15 protein-coding genes are annotated in these 20,636 nt (G+C 72.8%); 14 read left to right on the forward strand and 1 reads right to left on the reverse strand.

The features are described 5' to 3' along the window. Nucleotides 1-63 precede the first annotated feature (63 nt). Genes VMF70_08770 through VMF70_08785 form a run of 4 tightly spaced genes read left to right on the forward strand, consistent with a single transcriptional unit; the run spans nt 64 to nt 5,576 of the window. The gene (locus VMF70_08770; protein HTT68108.1) at nt 64-2,487 is read left to right on the forward strand and encodes a polysaccharide biosynthesis tyrosine autokinase; all 2,424 of its coding nucleotides are present in this window, start codon (nt 64-66) and stop codon (nt 2,485-2,487) included. Next, entirely contained in the window at nt 2,484-3,290 is an 807-nt protein-coding gene (locus tag VMF70_08775) for a polysaccharide biosynthesis/export family protein (protein HTT68109.1), read from the forward strand. Before VMF70_08770 ends, VMF70_08775 begins: the two co-directional genes overlap by 4 nt. Nucleotides 3,291-3,300: 10 nt before the next feature. Continuing rightward, the gene (gene wecB, locus VMF70_08780; GenBank protein HTT68110.1) at nt 3,301-4,416 is read left to right on the forward strand and encodes a UDP-N-acetylglucosamine 2-epimerase (non-hydrolyzing); all 1,116 of its coding nucleotides are present in this window, start codon (nt 3,301-3,303) and stop codon (nt 4,414-4,416) included. Next, on the forward strand, nt 4,413-5,576 hold the full coding sequence (locus VMF70_08785) for a glycosyltransferase (GenBank protein HTT68111.1): 1,164 nt from the start codon (nt 4,413-4,415) through the stop codon (nt 5,574-5,576). Before wecB ends, VMF70_08785 begins: the two co-directional genes overlap by 4 nt. A gap of 100 nt (nt 5,577-5,676) precedes the next feature. On the opposite strand, the gene VMF70_08790 is transcribed toward VMF70_08785, so the two are convergent. Beyond that, on the reverse strand, nt 5,677-7,209 hold the full coding sequence (locus tag VMF70_08790; GenBank protein ID HTT68112.1) for a hypothetical protein: 1,533 nt from the start codon (nt 7,207-7,209) through the stop codon (nt 5,677-5,679). 337 nt (nt 7,210-7,546) lie between these two features. Between VMF70_08790 and VMF70_08795 the strand changes: the two genes are divergently transcribed. The 10 genes from VMF70_08795 to VMF70_08840 all read left to right on the forward strand — a co-directional run bounded on the left by VMF70_08795 (nt 7,547) and on the right by VMF70_08840 (nt 20,631). Next, nucleotides 7,547-9,214, forward strand: coding sequence for a M14 family metallopeptidase (locus VMF70_08795; protein HTT68113.1), 1,668 nt, complete (start codon nt 7,547-7,549; stop codon nt 9,212-9,214). 161 nt (nt 9,215-9,375) lie between these two features. After that, nucleotides 9,376-9,795, forward strand: a complete 420-nt coding sequence (locus VMF70_08800) for a P-II family nitrogen regulator (GenBank protein HTT68114.1) — start codon at nt 9,376-9,378, stop codon at nt 9,793-9,795. After that, a complete protein-coding gene (locus tag VMF70_08805; protein HTT68115.1) occupies nt 9,792-11,153 on the forward strand; it encodes an ammonium transporter in 1,362 nt (453 codons plus the stop codon). Before VMF70_08800 ends, VMF70_08805 begins: the two co-directional genes overlap by 4 nt. Before the next feature lie 181 nt (nt 11,154-11,334). Further along, nucleotides 11,335-12,024 (forward strand): hypothetical protein, encoded by a 690-nt coding sequence (locus VMF70_08810; protein ID HTT68116.1) that lies wholly within the window; start codon nt 11,335-11,337, stop codon nt 12,022-12,024. Nucleotides 12,025-12,218: 194 nt separating this feature from the next. After that, complete coding sequence (locus VMF70_08815; protein ID HTT68117.1) at nt 12,219-13,028, forward strand: rhodanese-like domain-containing protein; 810 nt, start codon at nt 12,219-12,221, stop codon at nt 13,026-13,028. A 108-nt stretch (nt 13,029-13,136) separates the two neighbouring features. Further along, the gene (locus VMF70_08820; protein HTT68118.1) at nt 13,137-13,532 is read left to right on the forward strand and encodes a hypothetical protein; all 396 of its coding nucleotides are present in this window, start codon (nt 13,137-13,139) and stop codon (nt 13,530-13,532) included. A gap of 289 nt (nt 13,533-13,821) precedes the next feature. Next, a complete protein-coding gene (locus VMF70_08825; protein ID HTT68119.1) occupies nt 13,822-16,218 on the forward strand; it encodes a DUF5916 domain-containing protein in 2,397 nt (798 codons plus the stop codon). A 394-nt stretch (nt 16,219-16,612) separates the two neighbouring features. Continuing rightward, nucleotides 16,613-16,993, forward strand: a complete 381-nt coding sequence (locus VMF70_08830; GenBank protein ID HTT68120.1) for a plastocyanin/azurin family copper-binding protein — start codon at nt 16,613-16,615, stop codon at nt 16,991-16,993. A 41-nt stretch (nt 16,994-17,034) separates the two neighbouring features. Further along, on the forward strand, nt 17,035-18,267 hold the full coding sequence (locus VMF70_08835) for an FAD-dependent oxidoreductase (protein HTT68121.1): 1,233 nt from the start codon (nt 17,035-17,037) through the stop codon (nt 18,265-18,267). Between the two features lie 114 nt (nt 18,268-18,381). Further along, entirely contained in the window at nt 18,382-20,631 is a 2,250-nt protein-coding gene (locus VMF70_08840) for a protein kinase (GenBank protein HTT68122.1), read from the forward strand. Nucleotides 20,632-20,636 lie beyond the last annotated feature (5 nt).

The raw sequence follows: 20,636 nt of genomic DNA on the forward strand, positions 1-20,636 counted from the left end.
CGGGGTACTAGATTAGGCCCAAAGTCCCGACATGGATTTCAACCGAGTCTGGGTGGTCACAGCGTGAACGACAGCGTTCCCGAGCAGCCCGAGTCTTCCCGCTCCCTGCCCGTGCCAGTGGGGGCGATGCCTCCGGGCCCGTGGGTCGACCTGGCGTCGCGCACGCCGCCCGACGAGGAGCAGCCGCTCGACGTGCGCCGTCTCGCCGCCGCGCTGGTGCGGCGGAAGTGGCTGATCATCCTGATCACCATGGCCGGCACCGGGGCCGGTTTCGTCCTCAGCCACATGCAGCCCCCGGTGTACCAGGCGCAGGCCACGCTGTGGATCCAGGTGCCCACGTCGAGCGGCGCGCAGAACACGGGCCCGATCCAGTCCGCGAACCTGCTGCAGTGGTCGTCGTGGGTGGACCTGCTGCAGTCGTTCGTGGTGCTGGACGAGGTGGTCCGGCAGCAGCGCTTCTATCTCGTGACCAAGCAGCCGGCCGACCGGGCGGTGTTCTCGACGCTCCAGCTCAAGTCGGCCTTCGCCCCGGCGGACTACCGCCTGGACGTCTCGAAGGACGGGCGCACCTTCACGCTGTCGGCGGCCGAGCGGGTGGTTCAGCGCGGCGCCGTCGGCGACTCGGTGGGCAACGCCGAGGGCCTCGAGTGGGTGCCCACGGCCCGGGACCTGTGGCCGGGCCGGCAGATCCACTTCCGCGTGCGGGACCCGCGCGATGCGGCGCTGACGCTGCGGGACGAGCTGCAGGCCATCCTGCCGCAGCAGGGCAGCTTCCTCAAGCTGCAGCTGATGGGCCCGAGCCCCAACGCGACGGCGACGACGCTGAACGCGGTGGCGGACCGGTTCGTCGAGGTGGCGGCGGAGCTGAAGCGGCAGAAGCTCTCGGAGCTGAGCAAGATCCTCAACGAGCAGCTCACCTCGTCGTACACCGACCTGCGGCGCGCCGAGGGCGCGCTCGAGACCTTCCGCGTCCACACCATCACGCTGCCCTCCGAGCAGGCGTCGCCGGTCACGCCCGGCCTGCAGGAGACCCGCGACCCGGTGTTCCGGTCGTTCTTCGAGATGCGGGTCGAGCGGGACCAGCTCGAGCGCGACCGCCAGAACATCCTGGCGGCGATGTCGCAGCGCGACTCCGAGGTCGCGGCGATGCAGCTCGAGGTGATCCCGTCGGTGCGCAACTCGGCCGAGCTGTCGACCGCGCTGACCCAGCTCGCCACCAAGGAAGCCGAGGCCCGCGCGATGCGGCTGCAGTTCGGCAGCGTGTACCCGCCGCTGCAGCGCCTCAACGCGGAGATCGCCGACCTGCAGCGGCACTCGGTGCCGGAGCTGGCGCAGAAGCTCGCGGTCCAGCTGGGGGCGCGGGTGCGGGACGACGACTCGCGGATCGGCTCGGCGTCGCACGAGCTGCAGCAGATCCCGCAGCGCGCCATCGAGGAGGCGCGGCTGCGGCGCGACGTCTCGATCGCCGAGAACCTCTACACCACGCTGCAGCAGCGCTACGAGGAGGCGCGGCTGGCGGAGGTGAGCAGCATCCCCGAGGTGCGGATCCTGGACCGCGCCGTGCCGCCCGAGAAGGCGCTGGCGAGCCGCGCCAAGATGCTGCTGCTGCTGGGCATCGTCGGCGGGCTCGGCGGCTCGGTGGTGCTGGCGCTGTTCCTCGACCGGCTCGACCGCCGGCTGCGCTACCCGGAGCAGGTCACCGACGGGATGGGCCTGCCGATCCTGGGCGCCATTCCGCGGCTGCGGAACGGCAACCGCCTGGCCGGCGCCGAGACGCAGGCGCAGGTGGTCGAGGCGCTGCGCTCGATCCGGCTCAACCTCCAGCACGCCTACGGCTCCGCCGGCCCGCTGGTGATCGTGATCTCCAGCCCCGCGGGCGGCGACGGCAAGTCGTTCCTCGCCTCGAACCTGGCCGTCTCGTTCGCCGACGCCGGCCACCGCACGATGGTCATCGACGGCGACATCCGCCGCGGCAGCCTCCACCGGGTGTTCGAGCGGCCGCGCAAGCCGGGCCTGATCGACCACCTCGGCGGGCAGGCCTCGCGCGAGGACATCGTCCAGAAGACGTCCATCGACGGCGTGGACTTCATCGCCTGCGGCACCCGCAAGAACGCCGGCCCGGAGCTGCTGGCCTCGGCCGCCATGTCGCAGCTGCTGATCGGCCTCAGGAACCAGTACGGGGTCATCATCGTGGACTGCGCGCCGCTCGGCGCCGGGGTCGATCCCCTGGTCGTCGGCACGCTCACCGGCAACCTGGTGCTGGTGTTGCGCACCGGCGTGACCGACCGGGAGTTCGCCCTGGCCAAGCTGGGCGCCGTGAGCCGCCTGCCGATCCGGGTGCTGGGCGCGGTCCTCAACGACGTGCGGCCCGGCCAGGGCTACGAGCACTACTACCACTACTCGTACCTGCCCGGCTACGAGACCTCGGAGGAGAGCGGCGCCGACAGCGTGCTGCGGGCGCTGCCGGGGAAGGGGAGCGGCTCGTGACGGCCCCCGTGAGCTTCCGCCGGCCGGCGCTCGGCGCCTGCCTGGCCCTCGGCCTCGTCCTTGCGGCGCGGCCCGCGGCGGCGCAGCAGCCCGATCCCTGGGACTATCGCGATCCCGGCATCACCCGCCAGGCGCTAGTGCAGGTGCTGGCGCGCTACCAGGCCGCCGCCGCGTCCCCCGCCTACAGCCCGGAGCTGCGGGCGGAGGCCAGGGGCGACGTGGACGAGATCCAGACCCGCCTCCGGGACGGGGACATGCGGGTGGGCGACCGCCTGCGGCTGTGGGTTTCGGAGCAGAAGGACCTGTCGGACAGCTTCACGGTGGCGCAGGGACCGGCGCTGGTGCTGCCGGTCGTGGGGCCGGTGCCCCTCCAGGGCGTGCTGCGCTCCGAGCTGGTGGATCGCCTCACGATCGCCGTGGACAGCGTGTACCACCAGGCCGTCGTGCGGGTGGAGCTGCTGACCCGCATCGCCGTCACCGGCGGCGTGGTGCGGGCCGGCTTCTACGCGCTGCCGCGCGACGCGCTGGTGGCCGACGCCATCACCGCGGCCGGCGGCCTCGCGGTCGGCTCGAGCCTGGCCAAGGCGTTCGTCGAGCGGGGGCACGACGTGCTGTGGTCGCCCGATTCGCTGCAGGTGGCGATGCAGGAGCGCCGGACCATCGGCGCCCTGGACCTTCAGGCGGGAGATGCCATCGTGGTGCCGGTCATTGCGCCGCCCAACCCGGGGCAGACGGCGCAGCTCCTCATCTACGCGCTGCAGATTCCGATCTCGTTCTACGCCCTCTATCAGCTCGTGAAGTAGGACGTCGTTCGTGGGCCGCGCGCCTGGCACGCTGCTCTCGGTGGTGGGAGCGCGTCCCAACTTCATGAAGCTCGCGCCCGTGGCGCGCGCCGCGGCGCGGCGCCCGGGGCTCCGTCACGTCATCGTCCACACCGGCCAGCACTACGACGCGGAAATGTCGGACGCGTTCTTCGCCGAGCTGGGCATCCCGCGGCCCGACCACAACCTCGAGGTCGGCTCCGGCTCCCACGCCGCGCAGACCGCGCTGATCATGCAGCGCTTCGAGCCGGTGGTCCTCGCCGACAAGCCCGACGCCGTCCTCGTCTACGGCGACGTGAACTCGACCGTCGCGGCCGCGCTGGTCGCCGCCAAGCTCGGCATCAAGGTGGCCCACGTCGAGGCGGGGCTCCGCAGCCGCGACTGGACGATGCCCGAAGAGATCAACCGCGTGGTCACCGACCGGCTCGCCGACTGGCTGCTGACGCCCTCGCGCGACGCCAACGACAACCTCCGCGCCGAGGGCGTCCCCGGCGAGCGGGTGCACCTGGTGGGCAACATCATGATCGACACCCTGGTGGCGTCGCTGCCGCGGGCCCGCGAGAACGGCGCGGCGCGGCGCGTCGGGGTGGACGGCCGCCGGTTCGCGTTCGTGACGCTGCACCGGCCCAACAACGTGGACGCGCCCGCCACGCTGCGCGAGATCCTGGACACCCTGGGCGAGCTGGCCGCGCGGCTGCCGGTCGTCTTCCCGGTGCACCCCAGGACCCGCGCGCGCATCGCCGACATGGGCTGGACGGCGCCGCCGGGAGCGGCGCTGAAGCTCCTCGACCCGATCCCGTACCTCGACACGCTCGGGCTCGTGGAGCAGTCGGCCCTGGTCGTCACGGACTCCGGCGGGCTGCAGGAGGAGACCACGTTCCTGGGCGTGCCGTGCCTCACGGTGCGGCCCTCGACCGAGCGGCCGATCACCTGCACCGAGGGCACCAACCGCCTGGTGAAGGCGGAGCGCGGCGCGATCCTGGCGGCCGCGACGGCGGCGCTGGAGGCCCGGCGCGGCGCCGCGCGGCCGATCGAGCGCTGGGACGGCCACACGGCCGACCGCATCCTCGAGGTCCTCCTCGACGGGGCCAGCTACCGGGTGCCATGACCGCGGCGATCGTCCTCCTGGCGCTCGGCCTGTGCACCGCCGGCTACGCGTACTTCGGTTACCCGATCGTCCTCAAGCTGCTGAGCCTGGTGCGCACGCGGCCGGCGGCGGCGCGCGAGCCCGCCGAGTGGCCTTCCATCAGCATCACCGTCCCGGCCTACAACGAGGAACGGGCCATCGCGGCCACCCTCGACGCGATCCTGGCCACCGAGTATCCCGGCCGGCGCCAGATCCTGGTGGTGTCCGACGGCTCGACCGACCGCACCGACGAGATCGTGCGCGGCTACGCGGGCCGCGGCGTGGAGCTGCTGCGCACCCCGGTGCGGGGCGGCAAGATCGCGGCGGAGAACCTGGCCCGGGCGCACCTCACGGGCGACATCGTGGTCAACACCGACGCCTCGGTGCGCATCGCGCCCGGGGCGCTGAAGCCGCTGATCGCGCAGTTCGCCGATCCGACGGTCGGCGTGGCCTCGGGGCGCGACCTCAGCGTCGCGCAGCTCGACGCCGACCTCAACGTCGGCGAGTCGGGCTACGTGGGCTACGAGATGTGGGTGCGCGGCCTCGAGACGCGGGTGGGCTCGATCGTCGGCGCGTCGGGCTGCTTCTACGCCATCCGCAAGCCGCTGCACGTGACCGATTTCCCCCCGGCCCTCAGCCGCGACTTCGCCTGCGCCCTCATCGCGCGTGAGCACGGCTTCCGCGCCGTGTCGGTCGACGAGGCCGCGTGCTTCGTGCCGCGCATCCGCTCGCTGCACGGCGAGTACCGCCGCAAGGTGCGCACCCTGGTGCGCGGGCTCGAGACGCTGTGGTACAAGCGCGCGCTCCTCAATCCGCTGCGCTACGGCGCGTTCGCGTGGATGCTGGCGAGCCACAAGCTGGTGCGCTGGCTGGCGCCCTGGGGACTCGTGCTGGCGGCCGTCGGGTGGCTGCTGCTGGCGGCGGGGCTCCACTCCTGGCTGCTCGCCGCGGTGTGCGTGCTGCCGCTGCTGTTGGCCGCGGTGGGGTGGTGGTGGCCGGAGGGGCGGGACGCGCCGAGGATCGTCTCGGTGCCCGCCTACGTGGTCTCGGGGATCGTCGCCGCGCTCGACGCCTGGCTGCGCGCGCTGCGGGGCGAGGTGAATGCCGTGTGGGAGCCCACCAAGAGAGCGGTGGTCGGTTAGGAGATTGCAGGGGAGTTGTAAGACGCCCAGTACCGAGCGGTCGACCACTCGCAGCTTGCCGTCTCGCCACTGACCTGAATCCCGCCTCCCGGCTCCTCGTCTAGCGTGCGGGCTTGGCCCAGGGAGGCCGCGACGCCTCGACCAGCGCCCGGATGCGCGGCGGCAGCCCGGGTTCGCCGGTGTCCACGTCCTTGAGCCCGAACCGCCACAGCAGTGCCCCCGGCTGCATGCGCTCGCCGACGGCGATCGCGTCGGCCGTGTCGTGCGCCGCGACGTAGAGTGTGCGGGCGAGCGGCGTGCCGATCCGGATGGCGATGCGGCCCGTCGGGGGCAGGGCGGCCAGCATCTGCCGCGCATCGGCCGCGGACCTGGCCGTGTCGCCGAAGGCCATCGGGGCGTCGAGGGTGCTCGCGCGCGCGATCCATGCCGTGCCCGGTGGCGCGAGCCGCGTGAAGGTCGCGGCATCGGCCCGCGCGCCGGCCGTGTCGCCCAGCGTCAGCCTCACGCCCGCGCGCGTGAGATAGGCGTTGTAGAACGCGGGGTCGATGGCCAGCGCGCTGTCCAGCAGCGCGAGGCCCCGCCGCGGCGGCTCGGAGCCCGACAGGTTCACCAGGGAGATGGGCCGCCCCGGCTCGATCGCCAGGGCGTGGCGGAGCAGCTCCGGCACCTCCGAATCGCGCTGCATGTAGGTGAGCAGATCGCCGAGCTGGGACCACGCCTCGGCGTTGCGCGGGTCGAGGGCCACCGCCCGGCGCATCGCCGGTTCGGCGCCCGCCAGGTCGCGCGGATGCGCGAAGATCTGCAGGTAGCCCCAGGCCAGCCACGCGTCGGAGCTGAGCGAGTCGAGGGCGAGCGCGCGTGAGGCGGCGGCGATCCCGTTGGCGAGGAAGCTGTCGGGCGGCACCAGGCCGTCGTCGCTCCAGCCCCAGTCCAGCCAGATCGCGTAGCCGAGCCCGATCCGGGCCCACGCCGAGACCAGGCGCGGATCGAGGCGCGCCGCCGCCTGGTACTCGCCGATCGCCCGCTGCACCGACGCCGGCGTGCGCTGCGCCAGGAGCACGTTGCCGTGCACCAGGTGCTCGAACGCGTCCCGGTTGTCGGTCGGCCGGGCGGTCAGCGCCGTGCGCTCGCCGGGCAGGAGCTGGCCCGCCACGCCGCTCGCCACGCGGCGCGCGATGTCGGTCGTGATCGCCAGGATGTCGCCGTCGCCGCGCTCGTACTCCTGACCCCACACGCGGTTGCCCGTGGTGGCACGCGCCAGCTCGCAGCGCACCCTGAGCTCGGTGCCGGCCCGCTGCACGCTGCCGGTCACCAGGTACGTCACGGCGAGGACTCGGCCGAGCGACGCCGGATCCACGTCCTTGTCGGTCCGGTAGCGGCGGACCGCGTAGCGGGACTTCACCGTGAGCCGCGGAATGTCCCCCAGCCGCGTGATCAGCTCCTCGGTGAGCCCCTCGGCCAGGTACGCGTCCGCCGTGTCGCGCGAGAGATTGTCGAAGTAGAGCACGGCGATGCTGTTGGAGGCGGGCGCGCGCGCCGGCGCGCGGCACGGCGCCGGCGTGCCGTCGGGGCACTGGGCGGCGAGCGGCGCCGCCACGGCGGCGATCAACAGGACGAGGGGGATGGGCTTCATCGGGCTGCGTCAATATACCGGAGAACAGGAAGGAGGAGGCAGTGCGCGGGCGAGTTGCGAGACGCCGGGTTGCGAGTGGTTGCGAGAAGTGAGTCGGGAGGCAGCAGGGCCGTTGCCGGGCGAGCGTCCGGGGCCGGGGAAGGCGGGGTCCCCGCGCGGCAGGGGATGGCCGCCCGGCCCCGTGGGGACCCGAGGCCGGCCCAGAACCGTGGACCAGGAACTCACGTCTCGTAACCACTCGCAGCTGTGCGTCTCGCAGCTGTTCCGCACCCCGCACACTTCTCCCGGCCACCTCGTCGTGCGTAGATTGGCCGACTCCATATCCCCCAGGTTCCCGATGCCCGTTTCCGTCCGCGCGCTGCTCGCGCTCGCCCTGCTCGCGCCCGCGCCGTTGATCGGCCAGACCTGGCCGCGCACGGTTGCCGAGCGCTCGAACTTCGACTCCACGTCCACCAGCGCCGAGGTCGGCGCGTTCCTCGACAGCCTCCAGCGCGCCGGCGCTCCGCTCGCGGTGGAGGAGATGGGCCGCACCGCGTACGGGCGGCCGCTCTACCTCGCCGTCGCCGCGGAGCCCGCGGTCACCTCGCCGGCCGAGGCGGCGGCGGCGGGCAAGCTGGTGGTCTACCTGCAGGGCAACATCCACGCGGGTGAAGTGGAGGGGAAGGAAGCGATCCTGATCCTGCTGCGGGAGCTGGCCACGACGCGCCGCGACCTGCTGCAGACGCTGGTGGTCCTCGCGGCGCCCGACTACAACCCCGACGGCAACGACGCGTTCGCCCCGGTGGCCGTGAACCGCTCCGAGCAGGCCGGCCCGGTGCTCGTGGGCCAGCGGGCCGACGGGCTCAACCTCGACCTCAACCGCGACTACTTCAAGGCGGAGGGCCCCGAGACGCGCGCGTCCCTGGCGCGGATCTACGACACCTGGGACCCGGCGCTGATGGTGGACTGCCACACGACCGACGGCACCCGGCACGGCTACCTGCTGACCTACGCGCCGCCCCTGGAGCCGATCGGCCCGGCCGGGCCGACCCGCTACGTGCGCGATCAGATGCTGCCCGCCCTGCAGCGCACGCTCGCAGCCCGCTACCACGAGCCCCTCTTCGTCTACGGCGACGTCGATGACCCCGTCGAGCCGAAGAGCTGGGACACCTACGCGCCGCTCGGCTGGTACGGCACCAACTACGTCGGGCTGCGCGGGCGGATGGCGATTCTGTCGGAGGCGTACTCGCACGCCGACTTCCGGACCCGCGTCCGCGTGACCCACGACCTCCTGGTCGCGATCCTCGAGTACGCCGCCGCGCACGCGGACGAGATGCGGCGCCTCGAGCGCGAGGCCGACCGCGCCACGACGCTGGAGGGCGCGGGGGCGCTGCCCCGTCCCGACCTCGCCGTGCAGTACACGATGGTCGCCCGCGACACCGAGCCCGTGGTGCTCGAGGTCCTGCAGGCCACCGGCGACACCACGCCGCGCGGGCGGCCCCGGCTCGCCCCCACCGGGCAGTACCGCACGGTGCGCATCCCGGTCAGGGACCGGTTCGTGGACTCGGTGAGCCGGCCCCTGCCGGCCGGCTACTTCCTGCCGCCGGGCGCGGGCGAGGTGCCGCGCCTGTTGCGGCTCCACGGCATCCGGGTCGAGCGCCTGGCGGCCGACTGGGCCGACACCGTCGAGACCCTCGCGATCGACCAGCTGACCTGGCAGCCGGGCGAGTTCCAGGGCCATCACCTGCTCGCCGTGACCGGGCACTACCGGCGCGCCGCCCGCACCGTGCCCGCCGGCACCCTGTTCGTGCCGACCGCGCAGCCCCTGGGCCGGCTGGTGTTCGCCCTGCTGGAGCCGGAGGGCTGGGGGGTCGCGCGGTGGGGCCTGCTCGATCGCCTGCTCGCCAGCGAGTTCGGGACCTACTCGGGGCTGGTGTACGGATCGAGCGGCGTGCGCGAGTTCCCGGTGTGGCGGGCGGTGCGGGCGCCGCTGGTGCCGACGCGGGTGGTGCGCGGCGACCAGTAGACGGCCGGCGGCCGGCGCGCGCCCGCAGTTCTGCACTTTGTTTGCACATTACTGTGCATTTCGCGCGAAGCGTGACACAAATCACCTAAGATGAGTCGCCTTTGCTGTATTTTGTCTAGTAGAATCTTGACAAAGTGCACAAGATGGCCTAGCGTGCCTCCATGAAACTCATCACCACGATCGTGCGTCCCGAGCGCCTCCCCGAGGTGAAGGCGGCGCTCTACCGTGCCGGGGTCACCGGCATCACCCTGAGCCGCGTCGTCGGCCACGGCGGGGAGCTGGCGGTGTTGAGCCAGTACCGCGGCACCACCTTCGCGATGGAGTTCCACGAGAAGGTGCGGATCGAGATGGTGGTGTCGGAGCCGTTCGTCCAGGCCACCATCGACGCGATCGTGTCGTCGGCGCGCACCGGCGAGGTCGGGGACGGGAAGATCTTCGTCCAGCCCATCGAGCGGGTGATCCGGATCCGCACCGGCGAGGAGAACAACGACGCGCTGACGGCGGTGAACGCCGACGAGGTGCAGCGCGCCGCCCTGCTGAACAACGAAGTCGCGCTCTCCGGGGAGAAAGCAGTCGCATGATCTCACAGGCGGCGGCGGCGGGCGCCGCGGCGGCGGCGCTCTCCGCCGGCGACACCGCCTGGGTGCTGATGTCGAGCGCGCTGGTCCTGCTGATGACGGTGGGCCTCGCCTTCTTCTACGGCGGGCTGGTGCGCCCCAAGAACTCGCTCAACACGATGATGATGAGCGTGGTCGCGCTCGGCGTGGTGGGCGTGCAGTGGGTCGTCGCCGGCTACTCCCTCGCGTTCGCCCCCGGCAGCGGCTGGCTCGGCGGTCTCGGGTGGGCGCTGTTCCGCGGCGTCGGCGTGGCGCCGGCGCCCGCGTACGCCGCCACGATCCCGCACCAGGCGCACGCGCTGTTCCAGGGCATGTTCGCGATCATCACGCCGGCGCTGATCTCGGGCGCGATCGTCGAGCGGATGCGGTTCCGCGCCTACGTGGCGTTCCTGGTGCTGTGGTCGTTCCTGGTCTACGACCCGCTGGCCCACTGGGTGTGGGGCCAGGGCGGGTGGCTCGCCACGCGCGGCGCGCTGGACTTCGCGGGCGGCACGGTGGTCCACATCAGCGCCGGCGTCTCGGCGCTGGTCGTGGCGCGGCTCCTGGGCCCGCGGCAGGACTTCCGCCGCACGCCGCTCGCGCCGCACAGCGTCCCGCTGGTGCTGCTCGGCGCCGGCCTGCTGTGGTTCGGCTGGTTCGGCTTCAACGCCGGCTCCGCGCTCGCCGCCAACGGCATCGCCACCCTGGCGTTCGTCAACACCAACGCCGCCGCCGCCGCGGCGCTCGTGACCTGGGCGGCGCTCGACACCCTGCGGCTCGGCAAGGCGACCGCGGTGGGCGCCGCCACGGGCGCGGTCGCCGGCCTGGTGGCCATCACGCCCGCGGCCGGCTACGTCAGCGCGCCGGCGGCCCTGGCCATCGGCGTGCTGGGGGCCGGCGTGAGCTACGCCGCCATGCAGGTCCGCTCGCGCACCCGGCTCGACGATTCGCTCGACGTCTTCTCGTGCCACGGGATGGCGGGCATGACGGGCGCGCTGCTGACCGGCGTGTTCGCCTCCCGCGCGATCAACCCGGGCGGCGCCGACGGCGTGCTGGCGGGGAACCTCGCCCAGCTCGGCGTCCAGGCCCTCGCGGTGCTGGCCGCGGTCGCGATCTCGGCGGTGGGCACCGCGGCCATCTTCGGCCTGCTGTACCTGACGATGGACGTCCGCGCCGGCGTGCACGACGAGATCACCGGCCTCGACATCTCCGACCACGGCGAGGAGGCCTACTTCGGGGGTGACGTCGGGGCGGTGGCGGGCTCCGGGGTGTCGCTGGGCCGCAGCGTGATCGTGGCCCACCACAAGAAGCCCCCGCCCCCGGCGAGGGCGCTGGCGTCGTAGCCGGCGAACGGCCGGCCCGAAGGCGGCCGGGCCCGGCGATGCCGCCGTGGCGAGCCCCGCGAAGCCACTCGCGGGGCTCGTCGCTTGCCGGCCTGCGACCAGAAGGTGGGGACGAAACATCCTGGGCAAGGGAGGGTCTAATAGGTCGCGTCACAGCCTACACCCTAACCCCTGGTTCTCGATGCCCAAGCTGACCTCCCTCGGCCTCGCCATCCCGTTCGTGCTCGCCGCCTGCGCGCACCAGCCGAAGGAATACGATCTCACGCCCCAGACCGTCGAGCCGGCGCCGCAGGGCGTCAGCCTCCAGGGCACCTGGACCTACAACCCCGAGGACAGCGACCAGCCGGGCCGCATGGGTGGCGGGGGCGGCTACAGCGGCGGCCGGGGAAGAGGCGGGGGCTTCGGCGGCGGCTTCGGAGGGCGGGGAGGGTTCGGCGGCGGCCGCGGCCGCGGGGGCGGCGGAGGCGGCGGAGGTGGCGGAGGCGGTGGCGGCTCGGCGCGAGGGCAGGGGAACGGCGGCGAGGAGACCGACAGCACCTTCCGCCGGCCGGCCCGGCGGCTGGTGATCACCCAGACCGACAGCACCCTCACCATCAGCCCGCGGGACAGCGTGTCGTACACGCTGTACTTCGACGGGCGCGACGTCCCGGCGCCGGACGCGCTCGGCGGCACGCGGGTCCGGATCAGCGGCCGCTGGCACAAGAACCGCTTCGAGGTGAGTCGCGAGCTCGAGAGCGGCGCCATGCTGACCGAGGGCTACGAGGTGAAGAAGCACGGCGAGCGCCTGGTGATCCACATCCGCGTGAGCCGCGGCGAGAACGAGCCGACGATGCCGGACTTCCAGCGGGTGTACGACCGGTACGGCGACTGAGTAGTGGGTTGCAGGTTGTCGGTGGTAGGTTGTGGACGGGACCCCCCAGCCTCCTGCCCACAACCTGCAACCCGGCTGTCGCCATGCGCACACTCGCCGCCGCTCTCCTCGCCACAGTCGCCGTCGCACCACCGCTCGCCGCCCAGGCTCCCGATCGCGGGGCCGCGGGCCGGCGCCCCCATCCCGAGTATCTGGTGTCCACGACCTGGCTGGCCGACCACCTCGGCGGGCCGGCCGTGGTGGTGCTGGCGGTGGGGCACACCGACTCGCTGTACCGCCTCGGCCACGTGCCGGGCGCCCGGTTCCTCCCGGTGTCGGCCGTCGCCACCACGGTGGGGGGCGTGCCGAACGAGTTCCCGGCGCCCGAGCAGCTCGCCGCCACCTTCCGCGACCTCGGCGTCGGCGACCGGGCGCGCATCGTGATCTACGGCGACGATCCCGGGCTCCTGGCCGCGCGGACCTGGGTGGCGCTCGACCTGCTGGGCCAGAGCGCGCGGGCGGCGATCCTGGACGGGGGCTTCGCCAGGTGGAGGGCGGAGCATCGCGCGGTGGAGACGGCGGCCGGCGTGCCGCCGGCGCGGCCGTTCGAGTGGCAGTGGCGCACCGAAGGGGTCGTCTCCGCGGCGTGGGTGCGGGCCCACCTGGGCGACTCCGCGGTCCTGCTGGTGGATGCGCGGCCGCCCGACCAGTACGCGGGCGCCGCGGCCGACGCGCGCAGCGGCCACCTGCCGGGCGCGCGGAGCCTGTTCTGGATGAACTCCCTCGTTTCCGCGAACGACCCGGTCCTCAAGCCCGCAGCCACGCTGGTCGCGGAGCAGTGGGGACCGGCCGGCGCGCTCCGCCCGGCCGTGCGGACCGTGGTCGCGTACTGCCGCACGGGGATGCAGGCGAGTCACGACTATTTCGTGGCGCGCTACCTCGGCTTTCCGGACGTCCGGCTGTACGACGGAAGCATGGCCGAGTGGAGCCAGCTGACGTATCCGGTGGAGAGATCGTCTCCCTGAAACGGGCTTCGGCCATGCGGGACCCGGGGCCGTAGGACAGCGGAGCCGCGAGCGGTGAGCGTGCCCGGTCCACTCGCATCCGCCCACCTCGACTGCTAGAATGTCTGCGTGACCGGACCCGGCATCACCAAGCCCCAGGGCTGGGCCCGCGTGTGGGCCACGGCGCGCCCGTTCGCGCGGCCATCGCCCCGCGCCGGGGCGTGGTATCCCGTGGTGGGCGAGACGTCGGGCGACCGCGCCGTGATCGAGATCCGCGGCCGGCGCGTCGCCATCGTGCGGAAGTACCTCGAGATCCGGCCCGTCCGGCCTGACGCCTTCACGGTCGTGGTGCGCTCGCGCCAGACCCAGAGCACCGTGCTGAACGAGCGGGGGGCGCAGATCGAGCGGGTCTACGCGGTCTGCCCCGCCTGCGCGCACCGGGTGCGGGTCTTCGAGCAGCAGCCGATGGTGACCTGTACGCGCTGCCACCACCTCGGCGAGGTGGCGTGGTGGGAGACCGGCTGATTCTCTGAGTTCCCAGCGCTGAGTCCCGAGTGCGCGGGGTAGTTGCCAGACGGCAAGTTGCGAGTGGTTGCCAGCCGCCAGACGCGAGAACGCAGACCGGTCGTCAGCCCTTCCGACTCAGTTCATCACGGCCAGTGCTGCAGGCACCCGCCCGAAGGGGTCGAGGAGGCGTCATGCGCGTCCTTCGGGTCGCCGCCCTGCAGGCGACCGTGGGACGGCGCGAAACCCGGCCGGAGCCTCTCCGTAGGTAGTTGGTCCGCGCCCAGACACCCCGACACCCGGACGACCCATGCTGCCGCTCCTCGTGGCTCTGCTGGTGGCACAGACGGCTCCGGAGGGCCCGGCGTCGCCGGCCGTCGCGGCTCCGGCGCCTGCGGCCGCCGCGGCCCCATCGCCGACCCAGGTCTCGATCCCGCGCGTCGCCGACGCCGAGGACGTCGTGGACGGCCGCCTCGACGAGCCGGTGTGGGCGCGGGCCGCGGTGCTGCGCGACTTCTCCCAGTACCTGCCCAACGACAACCGGCCGGCGGACGACTCGACCGAGGTGCTGGTCTGGTACTCGGCGACGGCGATCTACTTCGGCATCCGCGCCTACCAGGACTCCGCCAGCGTGCGGGCGACCCTGGCCGACCGCGACAAGATCACGGGCGACGACTACGTCGAGATCCTGCTCGACACCTTCAACGACCGGCGCCAGGCGCTGGTGTTCGGCGTGAACCCCCTGGGCGTGCAGGCCGACGGCACGCTGCGCGACGCCGCCCGCCAGACCATCAACTTCATCTCCTCGGCCGTGACGGGCGCCTACACGCTCGACCTCAGCCCCGACTACGTCTTCGAGTCCAAGGGCCGGCAGACGGCGTGGGGCTACGAGGTGGAGCTGCGCATCCCCTTCAAGACGCTGCGCTACCAGGCGCGCGAGCCGCAGGACTGGGGCGTCAACATCATCCGCGTGGTGCAGGCCACCGGCCACCAGCACACCTGGACCCGCGTGCTGCAGACCGATGCGTCGTTCCTCGGGCAGGGCGGGACGCTGACCGGGCTCACCGACCTGAGGCGCGGCCTCGTGCTCGACGTGACGCCCGAGGTCACCAGCACCCTGACCGGCGCCCAGCAGCCGGGCGGCTGGCACTACGGCGGCGGCGATCCCCGGGTCGGCGCCACCGCGCGCTGGGGCGTCACGGCCAACCTCACGCTCAACGGCACGGTGCGCCCCGACTTCTCGCAGGTCGAATCCGACGTGCCGCAGATCCAGTTCGACCCGCGCCAGTCGCTCTACTACCCGGAGAAGCGGCCGTTCTTCCTCGACGGGCTGGAGATGTTCGCGTCGCCGTTCCAGCTCATCTACACCCGCCAGCTGGTCGATCCGGACGGCGCCGCGAAGCTCACCGGGAAAGTGGGCGGGACGTCGGTGGCCTTCCTCTCGGGCGTGGACGGCAGCGACGCCTCGGCCACGGGGACGGACCACCCGGTGATGAACGCCCTGCGCCTGAAGCAGGACCTGGGCGGGAAGAGCGCCCTCGGGCTCGTCTACACCGACCGGGTGGACGGCCCGGCCTTCAACCGGGTGGCGGCCGTGGACGGGCGGCTGGTGCTGGGCGACGCCTACGCCCTCACCTTCCAGGGCGGCGGCAGCGCCACCCGCGACAGCGGCCCCACGTCCTATGCGCCCATCTGGTACGCCGCGCTGGTGCGCTCGGGGCGGCGCCTGAGCTTCAATCTCTCCGCCTCCGGCATCGGCGACGACTTCCGCGCCTCGAGCGGGTTCATCTCGCGTCCCGGCGTGGCGCAGGTCGCGTTCAGCCCCACCTACACCGTGGCCGGCGCGCCCGGGTCGTGGCTCGAGAGCTTCGCGGGGAACATCTATACCGCCGGCACCTGGGACGACTACCGGCTGTTCTCGCGGGGCGACCCGCCCGACACCCGCCAGTTCCACGTCAACACCGGCTTCACGCTCAAGGGCGGCTGGCAGGTGGGGGCGTCGGTGCTGTTCGAGTCGTTCGGGTACCCGAACCAGCTGTACGCGAGCTACTGGGTCGAGCGGGTGACGCCCGCGGCCGGCGGCGGGCCGCCGGTGGTGGACACCGTGCCGTTCACCGGCCAGGCGCGGATCGGCAACCTCGACTACGGCGTGAACCTGCAGACGCCGCGGTTCCAGAGCTTCTCCCTTTCGGCGTACCTGCTCCTCGGGCACGACGAGAACTTCTACGAGTGGGCCTCGGGGCGGATCATCGTCGGCACCCTCGACCTCTCGTGGCGGCCCACCGAGCAGCTCCGCACCGAGCTGATCTACGATCATCAGCAGATCGTCCGGCGCGACGGCGGCAGCACCGTGGCGCTCACGCGGGTGCCGCGCCTCAAGCTCGAGTACCAGCTGTCGCGGCCGATCTTCCTCAGGCTGGTGGGCCAGTACACCGCCACGCAGGTGGACGCCCTGCGCGACGACTCCCGCACCGGCGGCGCCATCCTGGTCCGGGACCCGGCCACCGGGACCTTCACCCGCAGCGCGCCCTCCGCCGGCAACGCCTTCCGGGTGGACTGGCTGTTCTCCTACCATCCCACGCCCGGCACCGTGGTCTACGCGGGCTACGGCAGCAGCCTCGACGACCCCGCCGCCTTCCGGTTCCGGAACCTGGCACGGGTCGGCGACGGCTTCTTCGTCAAGCTGAGCTATTTGTACAGGGTGTAGAAGCCGGGGGTTGGGTTTGGGGCTTGGGGGTTGGGGCGCCCCGTCCCGGATCCCCAAACCCCAACCCCCGGCTCGTGACCTGAGAGGCGCCCCGGGGTACCACCAGTCGTCAGTGGTCGGCGGTGAGCCTCCCGTTCCCGTGACGCCCATCACCATCGCCGGGCACCGCCGCACCGCCGCCGCCGCGCGTGAATCCGCCGCCGCACCGCCGGAACGTCTCTATCACTAGCGAGTACTAGTAATACATTCCCCGGCGTCGCCGCGGCCAGCGCGGCGCTCGCCGGTGGCTCCGCCGGCCGTGCGGGTGGACGGCGTCCCCGGACGGGACGTGCGGGGCCGAGCCAACGGTTCGCGCGCGGGCGGTCTACCCGCCGACCACCACAACGGAGGCGCTATGCGTCGGAGTCTCCTGCTGGGATTCGCCCTGCTGGGCTCGCTGGTGGCGTGCAGCTCGAGCACCGGGTACGGAAGCGGCGGCGGCAGCGGCAACAGCAACGGCATGCCCGGGGCCGACCAGGTCTTCATGCAGAACGTCGCCTTCGTCCCCGCGACCCGGACGGTGAGCGTGGGGACGACGGTGCAGTGGGTGAACCAGGACGGGTTCGCCCACACCGTCACCAAGGACTCGGGGCCGGGGGCCGCGTTCAGCTCCGGGAACATCGGCGCCGGGGCCGGCTTCTCGGTGAGGTTCGACAGCGCCGGAACCTACCAGTACCACTGCTCGATCCACGGCTCGCCCGGCGCGGGGATGCACGGCACGGTGATCGTGCAGTAGGTAACACGACTGCCGCGGCCGGTGGTAGGTTGTAGGTGGTGGTGACCACGACCCACCACCTACCACCCACCAACGCCCTGCCTCGAGGCTCGATGCCGGATTATCACTACCTCATCATCGGCGGCGGGATGACGGCCGACGCGGCCGCGCGCGGGATCCGCGAGGTGGATGCGGAGCGCGACATCGGCCTGCTGACCGAGGAGCCCGACCCCCCGTACGGCCGGCCTCCGCTGACCAAGGGCCTGTGGAAGGGCGAGGCGCTCGAAAGCGTGTGGCGGAAGACCGCCGACGCCGGCGTCACCCTGCAGCTCGGCAAGCGCGTGGTGAAGCTCGATCCCGCGGCGCGGCAGGTCACCGACCACCGCGGGGCGACCTACGGGTACCGGAAGCTGCTGCTCGCGACCGGGGCGCGGCCCCGGCGCCTGGTGGCCGGCGGCGAGCAGGTCGTCTACTTCCGCACCCTCGCCGACTATCGCCTGGTGCGGGAGGCGGCGGACCGGAAGCGGCGATTCGCCGTCATCGGCGGCGGGTTCATCGGCGCCGAGATCGCCGCGGCGCTGACCGGCGCCGGGTGCAAGGTCACGATGCTGTTCTCCGACCCCGGCATCGGGGCGCGGCTGTTCCCGCTCGACCTCGCGCGGTTCCTCAACGACTACTACGCCGAGCGGGGCGTGACGGTCGCCAACGGCCAGTCGGTCATCGGCCTGGTCAAGCGCGGCCGCTCGTTCGCGGTGCGCACGCTGACCGGCGCCGACATCGCGGCCGACGTGGTGGTGGCGGGCCTCGGCGTCGAGCCCAACGTGGAGATCGCCGAGAGCGCCGGCCTCGCCACCGACAACGGCGTCGTGGTGGACGAGCGGCTGCGGACCGGGGCCCCGGACGTCTGGGCCGCGGGCGACGTCGCCGCGTTCCCCAGCCCCGCGCTCGGCCGGCGGGTGCGCGTCGAGCACGAGGACGCCGCGCTCACCATGGGCCGCCACGCCGGCCGCGCGATGGCGGGCGCCGACGACGGCCCGTACACGCACCTGCCGTTCTTCTACTCCGACCTGTTCGACCTCGGCTACGAGGCCGTCGGCACGCTCGACGCGCGCCTCCAGACGGCGAGCGACTGGAAGACCCCGTTCCGCGAAGGCGTCGTGTACTACCTGGACGGCGGCCGCGTGCGCGGCGTGCTGCTGTGGAGCACGTGGGGGCAGGTGGATGCGGCGAGGCGGTTGCTGGCGGAGAAGGGACCGTTCACCGAGGCGGCGTTGAAGGGCAGGTTGCCTGAGTGAGATAGGTTGTGGGCTGCAGGTCGAAGGTGGTTGCGAGTTCCGGGAGGGCAGTGGCGGCGGGGCGGTTCCCACGACCTACCACCTGCAACCCACTGACACTTAATTAGTCCCTCGATGCCCGGGTCCACGCAGGCCATCGCCCGCGACCTCCAAGGCCGCTACGCCGTCGAGCGCGAGCTCGGTCGCGGGGGCATGGCGAGCGTGTACCTCGCCGAGGACCTCAAGCACCACCGCAAGGTCGCGATCAAGGTGATGCACCCCGACCTGGTGCGGTCGGTGGACGCCGCCCGCTTCCTGCGCGAGATCGGGATCGCCGCGCAGCTGTCGCATCCGCACATCGTGCCCCTGATCGACTCGGGCGAGGCCGGCGGCCGGCTCTACCTGGTGACGCCCTACGTCACCGGCGGCTCGCTGCGCGAGCGGCTCGAGCGCGAGGGCCCGCTCCCGCTCGCCGACGTGCTGCGGATCGCCGAGGAGGCCGGCGCGGGCCTCGATTTCGCGCACCGCAACGGCTTCGTGCACCGCGACGTCAAGCCCGAGAACATCCTGTTCGCCGACGGCCACGCGGTGCTCGCCGATTTCGGGATCGCGCGCGCCTGCTGCGGGCCGGAGCGCGGCCCGGTCGCGGGGGTGGGGGTCACCGAGGTCGGCATCGCGGTGGGCACGCCGGAGTACATGAGCCCGGAGGCGGCGAGCGGCGACGACGTGGACAGCCCCGCCGACGTCTACAGCCTGGCGTGCGTGGTGTACGAGATGCTGACGGGCGAGCCGCCGCTGAAGGGCGACGGGCCGCGCGCGACCATGGCCCGGCAGATCGCCGAGGTGCCGCGCTCGGTGCGCGCCGCGCGGCCCGACGCGCCGCCCGCGATGGAGCGGGCGCTCGCCCGGGCGCTGGCCAAGAACCCGGCGGACCGCTTCCAGAGCGTGGCCGACTTCCTCGCCGCGCTCGCGGCCGAGACGGCCGAGGCCGCGCCCCGGAGCCTCGTGCCGGGCCGCTGCGTCGCGGTGCTGCCGTTCGTCAACGCCAGCCCCGATCCCGAGAACGAGTACCTGAGCGACGGCATCACCGACGAGCTGATCGACGCGCTTGCCAAGGTCGAGGGACTGCGCCTGGCCTCCCGCACCTCGGTGTTCGCGCTCAAGGGCAAGCCGCAGGACGTGCGCGCCATCGGCGCCCTGCTCGGCGCCTCCGAGATCCTCGAGGGCACGGTGCGCAAGGCCGGCGACCGGCTGCGGATCACGGCGCAGCTCTCCTCGACCGACGACGGCCGGCTGCTGTGGTCGCAGCGCTACGACCGCAACCTCGACGACGTGTTCGCGATCCAGGACGAGATCGCGCGGACCATCGTCACCACGCTCCGGGCCACCTCGTTCGCCGACCTCGCCGAGCCGGCCGCGCGGCGCTACACCGAGAACGTCGCGGCCTACGGCCTCTACCTGCGCGGCCGCTACCAGTGGAACAAGCGCACTCAGAAGGGCGTGGCCCAGGGGATCCGCTACTTCGAGCAGGCCATCGCCGCGGACCCCGGCTACGCGCTCGCCTACACCGGACTCGCCGATTCCTACGCGCTGCAGGTGGACTACCGCAGCATGCCGGTGAAGGAGGGGTTCGAGAAGGCGGAGGCGTACGCGCGCCAGGCGCTGGCGCTGGACGACTCGCTGGCCGAGGCGCACGCCTCGCTGGCGTGGTGCCGGTTCATCTACGACTGGGACTGGGCGGGGGCGGAGGCCGAGTTCCGCCGCGCGCTGGAGCTGGACCCGCGCTACGCCAGTGCGCACAACTGGTACGCCTTCCTGCTCTCGTCGCAGGGCAAGACCCAGGAGGCGCTGGTCGAGGGCCTCACGGCGCTCGAGCTGGATCCGGCGTCGGTCTCGATCCGGCGCACCGTCGCCTGGGACTACTACTATGCGCGCCGCTACGACCAGTCCGCCTACCACGCGACGCGGGCCATCGCCATGAACCCGACCCAGGAGGAGAGCCACCGCATCCTGGGGATGGCGCTGGCCTTCGGCGGCCGGCTCGCCGAGGCGGAGCGGACGCTGCGCGAGGCGCGGACGCTGCCCGGCGCCGGCGCCTACGCGATCGGCGCGCTGGGCTGGGTGCTGGCGCGCGTGGGCCAGCGGGCGGAGGCGGAGGCGCTGCTCGGGGAGCTGGAGGCGCTCGCCGCGCGCGAGTACGTCACGCCGGTCGCGTTCGGCACGCTGCTGATCGGGCTCGGCGACCGGGAGCGCGCCCTGGACTACGCGGAGCGCGCCGCGGCCGAGCGGCGCGGCTGGACGGTGTACGCGAACGTGAATCCGCTGTTCGACTCGCTGCGGGAGGAGAAGCGATTCAAGGCGCTGGTGAAGAAGATGGGGCTGTGAAAGAC

The sequence above is a fragment of the Gemmatimonadales bacterium genome, assembly GCA_035502185.1.
Taxonomy (GTDB): Bacteria; Gemmatimonadota; Gemmatimonadetes; order Gemmatimonadales; family JACORV01; genus Fen-1245.

Excerpts from the sequence above, each read along its gene's own strand:
- VMF70_08785 (HTT68111.1), top strand. The coding sequence starts at position 4,413 with ATGACCGCGGCGATCGTCCTCCTGGCGCTCGGCCTGTGCACCGCCGGC.
- VMF70_08790 (HTT68112.1), bottom strand. The coding sequence starts at position 7,209 with ATGAAGCCCATCCCCCTCGTCCTGTTGATCGCCGCCGTGGCGGCGCCG.
- VMF70_08795 (HTT68113.1), top strand. The coding sequence starts at position 7,547 with ATGCCCGTTTCCGTCCGCGCGCTGCTCGCGCTCGCCCTGCTCGCGCCC.
- VMF70_08800 (HTT68114.1), top strand. The coding sequence starts at position 9,376 with ATGAAACTCATCACCACGATCGTGCGTCCCGAGCGCCTCCCCGAGGTG.
- VMF70_08805 (HTT68115.1), top strand. The coding sequence starts at position 9,792 with ATGATCTCACAGGCGGCGGCGGCGGGCGCCGCGGCGGCGGCGCTCTCC.
- VMF70_08810 (HTT68116.1), top strand. The coding sequence starts at position 11,335 with ATGCCCAAGCTGACCTCCCTCGGCCTCGCCATCCCGTTCGTGCTCGCC.
- VMF70_08825 (HTT68119.1), top strand. The coding sequence starts at position 13,822 with ATGCTGCCGCTCCTCGTGGCTCTGCTGGTGGCACAGACGGCTCCGGAG.
- VMF70_08830 (HTT68120.1), top strand. The coding sequence starts at position 16,613 with ATGCGTCGGAGTCTCCTGCTGGGATTCGCCCTGCTGGGCTCGCTGGTG.
- VMF70_08840 (HTT68122.1), top strand. The coding sequence starts at position 18,382 with ATGCCCGGGTCCACGCAGGCCATCGCCCGCGACCTCCAAGGCCGCTAC.